Origin of the sequence: Okeania sp. SIO1H4, assembly GCF_010672695.1 — a bacterium.
In the GTDB taxonomy this organism is placed as follows: Bacteria; Cyanobacteriota; Cyanobacteriia; order Cyanobacteriales; family Microcoleaceae; genus Okeania; species Okeania hirsuta.
Map to the genome: position 1 here is coordinate 1 of NZ_JAAHGB010000037.1, position 12,467 is coordinate 12,467.

At 35.6% G+C, this 12,467-nt stretch carries 12 protein-coding genes and 2 pseudogenes; 4 read left to right on the forward strand and 10 right to left on the reverse strand.

Going from position 1 to position 12,467, the window contains the following annotated elements; genetic code table 11:
* Nucleotides 1-11 precede the first annotated feature (11 nt).
* A pseudogene (locus F6K06_RS20935) lies at nucleotides 12-242 on the reverse strand (IS1 family transposase); the annotation flags it as partial.
* 859 nt (nucleotides 243-1,101) lie between these two features.
* Entirely contained in the window at nucleotides 1,102-2,727 is a 1,626-nt protein-coding gene (locus F6K06_RS20940) for a hypothetical protein (RefSeq protein ID WP_287242942.1), read from the reverse strand.
* Between the two features lie 64 nt (nucleotides 2,728-2,791).
* On the opposite strand from F6K06_RS20940, the gene F6K06_RS20945 reads away from it, so the two are divergent.
* Complete coding sequence (locus tag F6K06_RS20945) at nucleotides 2,792-2,953, forward strand: hypothetical protein (RefSeq protein ID WP_161564476.1); 162 nt, start codon at nucleotides 2,792-2,794, stop codon at nucleotides 2,951-2,953.
* Between the two features lie 33 nt (nucleotides 2,954-2,986).
* On the opposite strand, the gene F6K06_RS20950 is transcribed toward F6K06_RS20945, so the two are convergent.
* The 7 genes and pseudogenes from F6K06_RS20950 to F6K06_RS20980 form a co-directional block, all read right to left on the reverse strand.
* Nucleotides 2,987-3,454, reverse strand: a complete 468-nt coding sequence (locus tag F6K06_RS20950; RefSeq protein ID WP_287242944.1) for an RNA-guided endonuclease TnpB family protein — start codon at nucleotides 3,452-3,454, stop codon at nucleotides 2,987-2,989.
* A gap of 412 nt (nucleotides 3,455-3,866) precedes the next feature.
* Nucleotides 3,867-4,145 carry a CpeR family transcriptional regulator gene (locus tag F6K06_RS20955; protein WP_287242945.1) on the reverse strand — a complete coding sequence of 93 codons (279 nt, stop codon included), beginning with the start codon at nucleotides 4,143-4,145 and terminating at the stop codon, nucleotides 3,867-3,869.
* 71 nt (nucleotides 4,146-4,216) lie between these two features.
* Nucleotides 4,217-4,837, reverse strand: coding sequence for a chromophore lyase CpcT/CpeT (locus F6K06_RS20960; protein WP_124143967.1), 621 nt, complete (start codon nucleotides 4,835-4,837; stop codon nucleotides 4,217-4,219).
* A 412-nt stretch (nucleotides 4,838-5,249) separates the two neighbouring features.
* Nucleotides 5,250-5,967, reverse strand: a pseudogene (locus tag F6K06_RS20965) (IS1 family transposase).
* Nucleotides 5,968-6,299: 332 nt separating this feature from the next.
* Nucleotides 6,300-6,842, reverse strand: a complete 543-nt coding sequence (locus F6K06_RS20970; protein ID WP_124143968.1) for a phycobiliprotein lyase — start codon at nucleotides 6,840-6,842, stop codon at nucleotides 6,300-6,302.
* A 233-nt stretch (nucleotides 6,843-7,075) separates the two neighbouring features.
* On the reverse strand, nucleotides 7,076-7,837 hold the full coding sequence (locus F6K06_RS20975) for a phycobilisome rod-core linker polypeptide (protein WP_124143969.1): 762 nt from the start codon (nucleotides 7,835-7,837) through the stop codon (nucleotides 7,076-7,078).
* A gap of 268 nt (nucleotides 7,838-8,105) precedes the next feature.
* Entirely contained in the window at nucleotides 8,106-8,975 is an 870-nt protein-coding gene (locus F6K06_RS20980; protein WP_124143970.1) for a phycobilisome linker polypeptide, read from the reverse strand.
* Between the two features lie 417 nt (nucleotides 8,976-9,392).
* Here F6K06_RS20980 and F6K06_RS20985 point away from each other — a divergent pair, with 417 nt between their 5' ends.
* Nucleotides 9,393-9,560, forward strand: a complete 168-nt coding sequence (locus F6K06_RS20985; RefSeq protein ID WP_192901072.1) for a hypothetical protein — start codon at nucleotides 9,393-9,395, stop codon at nucleotides 9,558-9,560.
* A 143-nt stretch (nucleotides 9,561-9,703) separates the two neighbouring features.
* Here the strand turns inward: F6K06_RS20985 and F6K06_RS20990 are convergent, their stop codons facing one another.
* The gene (locus F6K06_RS20990; RefSeq protein WP_192901073.1) at nucleotides 9,704-9,931 is read right to left on the reverse strand and encodes a hypothetical protein; all 228 of its coding nucleotides are present in this window, start codon (nucleotides 9,929-9,931) and stop codon (nucleotides 9,704-9,706) included.
* Between the two features lie 161 nt (nucleotides 9,932-10,092).
* Between F6K06_RS20990 and F6K06_RS20995 the strand changes: the two genes are divergently transcribed.
* Both F6K06_RS20995 and F6K06_RS21000 read left to right on the forward strand, forming a co-directional pair.
* Nucleotides 10,093-10,524 carry a hypothetical protein gene (locus F6K06_RS20995; RefSeq protein WP_124143971.1) on the forward strand — a complete coding sequence of 144 codons (432 nt, stop codon included), beginning with the start codon at nucleotides 10,093-10,095 and terminating at the stop codon, nucleotides 10,522-10,524.
* Between the two features lie 226 nt (nucleotides 10,525-10,750).
* The gene (locus tag F6K06_RS21000; RefSeq protein WP_124143972.1) at nucleotides 10,751-12,352 is read left to right on the forward strand and encodes an MBL fold metallo-hydrolase; all 1,602 of its coding nucleotides are present in this window, start codon (nucleotides 10,751-10,753) and stop codon (nucleotides 12,350-12,352) included.
* The last annotated feature ends 115 nt before the right edge of the window (nucleotides 12,353-12,467 follow it).

Here is a 12,467-nt window from a genome sequence, read left to right on the forward strand (position 1 = left end):
ACCTGTCGTCACCATCGGATGACGGTGGTATGATGAATTCCTGTTACCCGTTCTATCCCACGAAAACCCATACCATTGACATACATTTTTAGACAAATGAGACGAGCATCGTCACTGTATCCTAGTTAAGTTTGAGGATTCGATACAAATTGGCGACCGCAATTGACACAAATGTGGTTCTGCTGGCCGCGTCTGCGACCGTTCTTACGGATATGTTTAGATTGGCACTCTGGACATTCCACATTTTTTCCCTTTGACTTGCTCTGTCCCAACCTATCATTCATCCCGCAAATCTGCAACGCCTGCAATTTATTTGGGCTTTGGATAAAGTGTAAAATTATCAACAATTAAGCTTTGGTCAAATTGTCATTAAAATAGAAAATTAACTATATTAGTAGACATATCCAAATCTGCCAATTTTGTAATGGTGACGTCAGGGCTTGAGAACCGTTTTTCGAGATTTCTAGTAGGTAGACAAAAATTATTTGTATATTTGCTACTCGTAAGAAATTCACTTTACTAAAATAATATTCAAAAACGAAAGTTAAGATTTCTGCCTAGAGATGATTTAGGCATCTAAATAATATTATGTCCGGTTGAATAGTTATAAATAACGAGAAGAGTAGTCAGGAAGACTGAGTCATGAAGACCGAGTCAGGAGGGAAGAAAAAGAGGATAAATTTTTTTCATCAGTAATTATCCGGACATGATTTAATTAGTTTATTAAACTCTATTTAATATTCAGATATATTTTTTGATACCTTTTTTTCATTTTATAGCAATAGCCAGAGCAGTGAGGACATACACTAATGATGAATCACTAGACAATGTTTTTCCCAGTGTTCCATGTTCCCTGTTCCCTGCTATAAATATTTCACTATTTACCCGATCATGATAAACCATTATGCGACTTGGATTCTCTCCGCTCTTCCTTGTGGAATACAAAGATTTAATCTCTACATTCATCAATTAGCAATTAGCGGAGAGCATTTGTCGCTTGGGAAATAAATAATTACCTTTTTCTCCCTGATTTGTTTTGAATTTTCCCAACTGAAAATTTCAAATTTTGGAATTAATCAAAAGAATCATATTTCTTTGATTTTATCTAGAAAAGGTACGATTTTGCCATCTATTAAGAATGTGATTTTCTGCAATCATAGATGTAGTTTGTAACTCAGAAATTTGCTTTCTTGAAGCCTGTATTGTCTCGACTTGATCGTGAAATTCTTGTTGCAATTTAGTCAGTTTATTTTGATAATCTGTAATTATTTGTTTCTGCAATTCTGACTGTTTTTCTAAAGCTTCATAAGTTTCCTGTGATACCATTGAACCAACTATAGATTCAAGATATTGCAACTTATTGAGTTGCTCCTGTAACTGGTGCTGCAAAGCTTCATAATTTTCTTTTGACACCATTAAATCAGTCTGTTCTTCGAAACTTCGCAACTTATTTTGCTGTTCTTCTGACTGACGCTGCAAAGTCTCATAAACTTCTCTAGAAACCATTGTGGTAATTTGTGCTTCTAGATGTTGCAACTTATCTTGTTGTTTTTCTGACTGATTTTGCAGGGTCTCATAACTTTCCCGCAATACCATTGAAGCTATTTGAGATTCTAGTTTTTGAAGTTGAGCTATTTGCTCTTGTGACTCTTGCTGAAGATTCTGATAAACTTCCTTTGATACCATTGAAGCTATCTGAGATTCTAGTTGCTCAACTTGAGCAATTTGCTCCTGTGATTTGTCTTGCAAAGAATCATAAACTTCCCTAGATACCATCAAAGCAATTTGCTCTTTTAATTGAGCCATTTGCTCTTGTGACTCTTGCTGAAGATTCTGATAAACTTCCTTTGATACCATTGAAGCTATCTGAGATTCTAGTTGCTCAACTTGAGCAATTTGCTCCTGTGATTGGTCTTGCAAAGAATCGTATACTTCCCTAGATACCATCAAAGCAATTTGCTCTTTTAATTGAGCTATTTGCTCTTGTGACTCTTGCTGAAGATTCTGATAAACTTCCTTTGATACCATTGAAGCTATCTGAGACTCTAGTTGCTCAACTTGAGCAATTTGCTCCTGTGATTGGTCTTGCAAAGAATCGTATACTTCCCTAGATACCATCAAAGCAATTTGCTCTTCTAGTTGTTTTAGTTGAGCTAGTTGTCCTTGAGATTCTTGCTGGAGAGTTTTATAACTTTCCTGAGATACCATCAAAGCTACTTGCTCTTCTAGTTGTTTAAGTTGAGCTAGTTGTGCTTGAGACTCTACGATTACTTTTTTATCTTCTTCTAATTGCTTCTGTAAAGTTTCATAACTTTCTCTTGACACCATCGCAGTCATTTGGTCTTCCAAATGTTTAATCTGTGCCATCTGAGATGCCAACTCTTGTTGTAAAGTTTGATAACTTTCCGATAACTGATTTTGTACTTCTACAGAGTCAACTAATGGTTCTGGAACTGTTACTATATCCAATTTTTCATCAGATACTTCATTTGTCTTCAGAGCATTATTTTCTGTCTCCGATTTATTGTCCAAATTTACTTGGATCTGTGCCGCCTCTCTCAAAATTGCAAGGTCTCCTCTAGCAATGCGCTCAATTAACTCAGACCTAGATAGACCAAGTTCAGTTGCTACGTCCTTTAGCCTCTCAGCGCTAGTGGGAGTCAGAGACACACCGACTTTAACCTTGCTTTCTGAATATGAGGTGGCACCATTACGTTTTTTTGCCATTATAAATCTCCTTGGCCACCATAATGTTTCTAGTATACCCTTGAATGGTATTCCTTAAGTAATTATGGTATTCCGCTCTATTAAACTGACCCAAAACTCAGCAAATCTAGACTTAACTGGACGTTATGTAGTTTTGGTGTTAACTTCCTGTTTCAACGTGGCTTTAGTTTGGCAACTAAAGGGTTTGTCCACTCCGCAGGCCATCCCCGTAGAGCTTACCGTTTGACTTGGTAGAGTCGGATGGGAATATTCCTTCAAACTATCGTTCTATATTCTTGCTGGCATTTAAATCTTTGTCCTCAATGTGACCACAATCAGGGCAAATATAAACGCGGTTTTTTAATGGCATCTGATGACGATGATTCCCACAATTAGAGCAAATCTGTGAACTTGGAAACATTCTATCTACAAGCACTAATTGACTTGAGAATTTCTCAGTTTTATATTCTAATTGGCATCTAAATTCATACATCCCACAATCTGCAATTGCACCTGCTAATTTGTGATTTTTTAAGAATGCCTTAATTTGTAAATCTTCTATCTTTATTATGCTGTGGTTTTTAGCAAGATAGGTAGTTAGTTTATGGATAGCGTCTTTACGAATATTAGCTATCCGAGCGTGGATTTTTGCTAGTAGGGATGGCCCTCGGAGCGGCTCTGTCAAAAGCTGGTCTCCTCGCTGGCCGACCATCGACCAAGAGAAGAAAAAATTTTCATTATTAGTCAATCCTCTTATTTTCCAGGAGAGGTAATTATTAATTAGCGCTTGCTGGTTAAATATCAAAGCATTGACTGATATTGGTTTTAGCCTTTTTATGGCCTTTAAAAAGTGCGCTTGTTTCAGTCTAGAACGCTCAAAAAGTTAGTATTTTAGGCGCATAGTTGGGCAGAAAAATCAAAGGATAATTCTTATTCCTACCTCCTCGCCATTCCCATTTCTCCTGTCTCCTGTCTCCTACTATAAAGACTTTTTCAGCAAACCCTAATTATTAATTATCATTTTCTTTGTGGGTTTAATACCCCACCGTCAACGGGGGTGTTCACGCATTACTTGGGGGAGCGAATCCCCATGTAATTTTCCTCCTGTCTCCTGTCTCCTGTCTCCTGTCTCCTTCTTCAATAATTATTAATTGTTGAATCTAACCCCGTTCATCAAACCTTGTATAAAAACCGCCGTTTTTGATCCAGTATTGTTTCAAATCGTGGTGAGGTGTATGGAGACTTGCTCTTGCTTGATAAAGAACTACTTTTCTATGATTACCAATCCAAATTTTCTTAATAGGTTTAACAGATATCAAACTCCCGCCCAATGTTTGAACACATTCTGCAAACCTATCAACAGTAGAATACTCTACTGTCTCAAACAAGAAAAAGTTTCCTGAACAGATTAAATGTCTGCTTCTAATCCAGCTTTGCATTTTTTTTTCTGCTACTGGTGGCAACATTTTCTATTAGTCCTCCCTCAAGACTTTTTGATAATTTGTCACCTTCAATTTTCTATCGGTAATTCATCAGCAAAACTTGTTTGTTTTTCAAACTTTAAACGTCCCGCTTTTGAACCCCAAACCTGTTCGTGTGTATTAACATCCCTTCCTATATCTAAACTTTCCCATGTTTGCTCAGTTAATTCTACTTCACTAACTAGATAAGTCTCACATCCTCTCTTATTGATTAAACATTTATTTCCCGGTTCAACACTCCCTAAAAATTTTTCTCCATCTCGTTTAAAAACCATTGAGCAATGATAACGACGTTCTATATTTTCTGGAGTAATAGTATGTAGAATATCAAGTTCTCTTGCTGCTCCTGCATAGAGAATAGGGTCTTTGAGACTATAATTTTCTATGTAAATATGGTCGCCTTTATCTATAAGTTGATGAACTCCTTGACGATATGGACTCCAAAGGTCATAGTCATAAACTTGCTCTGAATAAAAACCTATACCAGAAAAAAATTGATATGGTAAAGGTCGGAAATAAATATAAATATGAGCATAAAGAACTCGATTGGCAGAAGCTTGTTTTTGGTTACTAAAGCACCCTGCCATCCAACTAGCTAGAGTAATTATATCCTTTGATTTTGTCTGATTTTCTGTATGGGAAATAGTCATATTTTACCTTCCCTTTTTTTATTGATAATTCTTTTTTTTTATTTGATCGTCAGTTTTGACTAACTGAGTCAAATTATATTTTTTTAAAGTATGTATAATCTAGGTTAGGTAAGGTAAATGATAAAAATTTTAGACTAATTGTTCTATCTAATTTGACATTTTGTACCTGATCTGAACAAAATAAGATTATAGACATTTAAAGATTAAGTATCTGGGCAAATTTAATTACAAATGACTTTTGGGAAAACCTTAAAAACTTAGGTAGATTTTGGTTAAATCTATTTTGCTAACCTACCTTATTCTGGTTTTTAGCCACTTATATCATGTCCGGATAAGAGCGTGATAGAACTCCCTTCCGCTTACGCGACCAAAAAACTTTGGTAGTCCTGTATATGCAGTGATAAAATGGTGGTCAGGCGATCGCTTCATTATAATGATCAATAAAATACGCGCGTAGCTCCTAAATGGTTTTCTATCTTTTTAGAAAAGGATAAAGTTTTTCTGACCAACCGAGAAATTCTTTGAAGTCAAGTCTTATTTAATCTTTCTATATAAGATGTTAAACCTGTTTCTTTCCCCACTGATTTATGTCTTGAATTAGGAAAAACAAGATCATCAGCTTACCAAAAATCTGTATAACAAACTGCACAGTGTCTATAGATACCTGGTCATGAATTCCACAATCCTAATGCCCCTTTTTCTCCTCTTTCCCCTAAGTAAAAACCCACAATTTATTTACTGTCTATATCCAGAGCTAACCAGAGCCATTGTTTGTGATTTTTATTACCTACAAATGACCACATTTCATCACATTTGATAGTGAGTTTACCTATTTTTTTTGTACATTTAATAGAGTGTGAAATATGAGTATACTTATTATTGACCTAATTATGGAGCCATTTTTATGACACACCTGTTACTGGAATTATACCAGCCAAACTAATTTTTTCTTGTAATAACTGATCAATCAGTTCTTTGGTTTCATGACTAATATAATTTCTGTGACTATTTTCGACAAATTTTCAGAGACTATTTTGACATTGATATTTTTGTTTTTTGTTGTGAATAGTCCCATTTTTGGCAATATAATTACTACCACAACTAGGACAGATTAATTGATGATTTGACATCTGAATTATAGAGATTTTTTTATTATTACTGTCATAGATAATAGCATACTTTTTTTCAGGGTACTTGGGGTTGATTTCTGATATTTTTATCTCTGATAATATGTAGCGATCGCCGAGACAATAATTTTGATTTTTTTTGAGCAGGAAAAACTTAATATTTTCAATATTAATATCAAAAACTAATAATTTATATTGACTTATCACTACATATACAGGACTACCAAAACTTTCTCCTTTTCCTCCTCTTCTTTCTTCCCTCCTGAGGACTGACTCCTCAGTTGTTTATTTATTAAGTATTCAACCGGACATGATATTACCGTGATAGATAAGACTCATGATTTTTCTTCCATTGACAAAGAACGAATTTCTGATGAAAAAGAGGCAGTTAATACACCATTACCATCACTCGTTTTAATCAAGGATACTCGAAACCTCAGATTGGGAGTACCAAACCAAATTTTTTCTTCTGCAGCAGCACGGTCATACTCTGTATGTAGAACAAAAGTACCATCTTCAGTAATCTGATATTCTCCCACAGCAGCAATAGTTTCTGCATAACCTTGGGAACGTAATAATTTTCCTTTTTTGAGATTATCCAGGTCGGGTATTGGTACTAATACACAACTACCTTCAATAACTTCATCATTATCCCAGTCAGACTCCCCTTGCCAACTCATCTGAAAAGGAGAAACAGCTTGAGCAATATCTACTTCACTAGACTTACACAATTCTATAACTTCTGGAGCCGTTTTTGGTAAAGAGACAATATCTATCGTGGACCGAACTTCCTCAAAATGACTAAATGCTAAATTATGGCCACTACGTTGCGATCGCCAGCGTCCTATAGAGCATTCAACAAATTCTACAACATCCATTATTCCTATCTTGAATAATATTTAATCAGGAACCTGTTAGTTTAAAACAGGTCCCTCTTAAAATAGCAATTAGCAGTCAGCGGTCAGCGGTCAGCTCTCAAGGCATAATATGGGAGATACTCAAGAGAAGTCGCTCCTGGTCTACAAACCCCTAGAACACCCACACCACTAATTTTTCAAATAAGCGTGGAGGACACCGAACCCGCCGATTTTAGCTGATAGCTGATAGCTTGTTAACCAACTTCAGTAATTTTCAGGATTTTACCACCTGTTCTCTGAATGCTGTTAATTTTTGAAGTTAGCTGCTCGTAAGATACTGTATAAGTTGTTTTACTCAGTTTTACAGTAGGACCAATACCAGTTTTAGTCACTAAGATTTGGAAACGTTTGACTGTATTGCTATAAGGTCCACTTAAATATGCAGGTGGAACAATTTTCGTAGCAAGGTTAGTAGCTAAATCTGAAGTAAGTCGGGAAGATTTGTTTCTGTCACTTGTAGCATTTCCTCGTTCCAGAGCAAACATCCGATTGAAGGCCACGTTTTTCATTCCAACTAGACTGCTATTACCCCGTGGGTATGGAACAATGTTTTCCCCAAAGTTTTCAGTATACTCTTCGCTGTATATATAAGAATCAATTTCTGCCTCATATCCTTGTTCATTGTATATAAGGGTATGTTCAGAAATTTCTGCTTGGTCTTCGGGAGGGCGACCTAATAAATGCTTAAAGTTTAGTTCTATGAATCCATAAGGAGAAGATGATTCAAAAAACAAGGTGAAATATAGATCGGATTTAGCAACCATACTAACAAATTGACGGACAGAAATATCCCCATTTCGGAGTAATGATTCCCCGCTAGTTAGACGTTGACTCTCCATTACATGGATATTTCCCAAAACTTGCTTATAAACAGCTCTAATCACTGCTTGTATTTCATCTTCTGTAGCATTAGAACGTAGTTCTATTGGATCTATTGTATCTACCCAAAGTGACATTCTTAACTCCTCTAATTAAAAGATTTTGATTTTTTCTATTGATTATGATTGCAGTTTTCATGGTTAATAGCCATTAATTTAACAAGTATAAACATCATAGCCATTAACCATGAATCACTGCAAAATTATTGAAAATTTTTACCCTTGATTTATCCTTAATATTGCTAAATTAGCACTATTAAGTTGTGATAATTTAACTTTTAGTTATTAGGAATCTAGCAACTAAGCTATTCATGGAAAAGAGTAAATAATTTTCTAATTTTAAGCCCTAGCTAACAGGAGTAATACTGGAAATTACACCACCCTGCTGATGAATCCTTTGGTACTCTTGGGAAAGTTTATCAAAAGGCACCAAAAATACTTGATTGCTACGGCGGAATCTGGAAACACGATTTACTACTTTTGAGCGGTAAGCTGTTACTTCAATGCGGTAAACTTTACCACCAGAATCAGCTCCTACTCCCTGTCTAGTTCTAGCACCTAAAGGTGTATCTTGGAATGACCAACCATCTGAACCACCAGAAGGAGGAACTACCGCTAAAGGTGTTTCCTGAATCACATATTTATTCAAAGCAGGGCTTTTTCCAGACAAACTTCCTTTTAAGTCGCTGCTGGAAGCACCTCGTAATAGTTGGAACATATGAGTAAAACCAACCATTTTTTTGCCGGTTTGGGTTTTATAGCCTCGATAATAAGGAACTATATTTTCCCCATAAGCACTATCATATTCCTCACTATCAATGTAGGAATCAATATCAGCTTCAAAACTTCCTTCATCAAGGACATTGCTATGAAACTTCATATCATCGTAACCATTGGGAGCTCGACCTAAAAAGTGCTTGAAGTTTAATTCAATTGCACGATAGCGGGGGCAACTTTCAAAGAACCGAGAACGATACAAGTCAGAGCGTCCAACTTGACGTACAAATTCACGGACAGTAATTTCGCCTTCTTTGAGTTGGGACTCTGGTACAGAGAGTCTTTCACTCTCCATGACGTAAGCATTGCCCAGAACTTGCTTATAGACAGCTCGAATCACAGTTTCTTTTTCTTCTGATGAGCTTCCGGGCAACAGTTCCACGGGTTCTGTATCTTCAAAAAGGCTAACCCCTAATTGAGATGCTGGTCCAAAAACCATTTGAACTATCTCCTAGGTAAAATCTGGTTTGCTGAAAAAATGTATTTTTTAGTTACAAAACTGAAAAATTTTGGCTCATTGCTACAATCTACTCCTGAACCAGGAACTTAGATTGTATAAATTTATGAGCTTATTTCTTTAAGTTTTCTACTTTTTTGGAATATACACTGCTAGCAAGCTCTTAATTATAAAGAATTATAAACTTTTGTAAATCTACAGAAATATATACTAGATTTCTTCTCATTCAAGTTAAGCTAGCAATAATAATTAAGCTCAAAAATTGTTCAGGAGGAATATATCAAAACTTTTTAACTATTAGCAATGAAATATACATACCAATATCGTATATATCCAGAAACTAGCCAGAACTTAACACTAAACAACTGACTTCGGGTTTGTCGGTATTGGTACAACAGAATGTTAGGAGAACGTTTTAACTGGTGGGAGCAAGACAGATGTCCTATCAATGCTTATCCTCTGATTTCTCATTTACCTGAATTAAAAGACAAACCAAATTATTACAACCAGAAGAAGCAATTACCAGAACTGAAAAAGGCTACAGTAAAAGTCAAGCATAGTAGTTAATATCTGGATTTTTCCCAACTTTACTCAACAGTTTTGCAGGATGTCTGTAAAAGAGTAGAAACAACATTTTCTAGATTTGTAACAGGTGATAGTAATACAAAAGAAGCGGTAAAACTAGGTTTAAAAGTAAATCTAGATATCGTTCATTGAACTTTCAAGAGTTCTAATGATTCTTGGTTAAAATTTTCATCAATCAATGGTAAATGGTTATATATTTTAATCCCTAAAATAGGTTTGATTAAGGTCATAACCCATAGAGCAATACCTGAACTAACCCAAATCAAACAAGTTTCACTAACCAAAGAAACTGATGGCTGGTTGATAAATTTAAGTTTAGAGGATAAATCAATCCCTGAGTTGAAAACTGACAATATTTAACCGACTTGGGAAAACTCTATAGGTTTAGATGCTGTGTTAGACAAAGACATTTATTTAGCCACTTCATAAGGTAATTTATTTCCTTCTCTCAAACCTTTAAGAATAAATCAAGATAAACTAACCAAAGTATCCCAACGCAAGAACAAACGTAAAAATGGCAGTAAAGCCAGACGCAAAGCACGCAAAACGCGAAGGCAAAATCCATCAAAAAATAGCTAGAAGTCGTCAATATTTCCAGTATAAAACAACTTATAAATTAACTCGGACAGGTAAAAAAGTATTTTTCATAGAAAAGTTAAATCTAGTAGGATTAACTTGCAGAAATCAAACCAAACAAGATGAAAATGGAAAGTATTTACCTAATGGTCAATCGTCCAAGTCTAGGTTAAATAAATCTTGGTTAGATGCTGCATTTAATCAATTCTTTCAAATACTAGGTCAGGTAGCCGAAAAAGCTTTTCATGTCGCGAAGCGAAACGCTAGAGTGATAGAATGTAAATCAAATTATACATCTCAATTACTTTCTTATCCTACTTATCCTATCGGAAATAGTGTTTATAGATTGCAGTATCAGAGAATATTTTGATATTGAGGCTACTTTTTAAGTTATTTAATAATAATAACACGTTTTTTTGACTACGGGTTAAAACCCGTCGAGTCGTTTCCATCCACCGCTTAAAAGACGGTGGTTTCCCACTTAACCTATTTTTTATGATGAAGTACTCTACTGATAAGTCTTGCAGTTCAAGATCGCCAAATTTTCAAATTCTTGATAATCAAAATATTCCTGAATGTAAGCAGTTAACCTTGTCATGAATTTAGAATGTTTAGCTTACAGCGTAGGTCATGGAGATGATGGAATATGTATGCTGGTCCGAATAGGTTCACACCGGATTTTATTAGACTGTGGTATTGCAGATATTTCATTATTAACTAGTACTAATGAAAATAAACAACAGGTCCCAGCAGATATTGTCCTATGTACTCACGCACATTCAGACCATGCTCAAGGACTACTTGCACTTCATCAAGCTTTTCCACAGTTACCAATATACGCTAGTGAAGCAACAACTAAACTTTTACCTCTCAATTGGTCAAAATTTACTGTTTCTGAAATCCCTGACTTATGTCAACCTTTACCTTGGCACTCACCAATAGAACTTTGTAGTGATCTAACTGTAGAGCTTTTTCCTGCTGGTCATTTACCTGGGGCAACAGTTTTTCTTCTGACTTATACTGCTGAAGATAATCGAACCTATAAGCTTTTATACACAGGAGATTTATTTTTATCCAATAGTCGTTTAGTTGAAGGTTTACCTTTAGGAGATTTACGAGGACTAAAACCAGATGTTTTAATAATTGAAGGTAGTTATGGTACAGCTCGTTATCCACATCGACGACAGTTAGAAAATCACCTTGCAGAAAGAATATATCAAGCTATTACTTCTGGAATGTCGGTTATTTTGCCTACCCCTGCTTTAGGATTAGGACAAGAATTGTTAATGCTTCTGCGCAGTCATCACTATTTCACAGGTCGCGATCTGGACATTTGGGTTGAGGAACAAGTTGCCCAAGTTTGTGACCTTTATTTACAACTATTATCCCAATTTCCTCCAGCAGTTAAAAATTTTGCTCAACATCAACCTTTATTTTGGGACGAAAAGGTCAGACCGCGCGTGCTTAGGCAGTTGCCAGGAAAATTTCCTTCTGGAGAAAAGCCATATATTCTCATTGCGGACCGGGATACTGATTTGAGTCAATATGTTATGAATCAAGATAATTCTTTTATTGTGTTAGTACCTGAAACACCAGGAAAAATTTCACAAGAGTTGAATTTTGTTCATACTGAAACATATCTTCTGACCGAGCATTGTGATGGACTGGGAACAACACAGTTAATTCACAACCTACGTCCTCAACATATAGTTTTTGTTCATGGCAGTCCTAGTTATATAGCTGACCTGACTAATCTTGAAGAGTTACGCAACCGTTATCAACTCCACTCTCCAGGTAATGGTGTTTTGGTAGAGTTACCAATTGGTGATACATTTATAGTACCTACATTACCTGAAACTAATTATGAGGGAGAATTAACTGAGTTGGAAACAGAGGTAATAGTTTCTTTACCTCAGAGCATTACAAATGATAGTCGTTGGCCAATTTTTGCTGATACAGGTATTGTGGAAGTCCGTTGGCAAGGAGAAGAGTTGGTTATGAGAGGGATTTCTCAACGACAACTTCTTTATCAGACTGGCGATCGCTTTATTTCTCCTGAGTTAGATTGTTGCGGTAATTGTTTATATTATCGAGGACAACATTGCTCAAATCCTACTTCAGCTCTATATGGATTTAGGGTAACATCTGATGGGTACTGTCCTATGTTTAAGTCCCTTCATTTTCCTTCTACTGAATAAACAGAGTAAAATGACTAATTAATCAAGCTATTCTATATACAACCAGTCATTTAAGATATGGTTTTGTATTTAGGGATAAAATATCAGTAAATACATAATTAATATCATATCTTAA

Coding starts and splice junctions, on each gene's coding strand:
- F6K06_RS20940 (WP_287242942.1), bottom strand. CDS start 2,727: ATGGCAAAAAAACGTAATGGTGCCACCTCATATTCAGAAAGCAAGGTT.
- F6K06_RS20945 (WP_161564476.1), top strand. CDS start 2,792: ATGGTATTCCGCTCTATTAAACTGACCCAAAACTCAGCAAATCTAGAC.
- F6K06_RS20955 (WP_287242945.1), bottom strand. CDS start 4,145: ATGCAAAGCTGGATTAGAAGCAGACATTTAATCTGTTCAGGAAACTTT.
- F6K06_RS20960 (WP_124143967.1), bottom strand. CDS start 4,837: ATGACTATTTCCCATACAGAAAATCAGACAAAATCAAAGGATATAATT.
- F6K06_RS20970 (WP_124143968.1), bottom strand. CDS start 6,842: ATGGATGTTGTAGAATTTGTTGAATGCTCTATAGGACGCTGGCGATCG.
- F6K06_RS20975 (WP_124143969.1), bottom strand. CDS start 7,837: ATGTCACTTTGGGTAGATACAATAGATCCAATAGAACTACGTTCTAAT.
- F6K06_RS20980 (WP_124143970.1), bottom strand. CDS start 8,975: ATGGTTTTTGGACCAGCATCTCAATTAGGGGTTAGCCTTTTTGAAGAT.
- F6K06_RS20985 (WP_192901072.1), top strand. CDS start 9,393: ATGTTAGGAGAACGTTTTAACTGGTGGGAGCAAGACAGATGTCCTATC.
- F6K06_RS20995 (WP_124143971.1), top strand. CDS start 10,093: ATGGCAGTAAAGCCAGACGCAAAGCACGCAAAACGCGAAGGCAAAATC.
- F6K06_RS21000 (WP_124143972.1), top strand. CDS start 10,751: ATGAATTTAGAATGTTTAGCTTACAGCGTAGGTCATGGAGATGATGGA.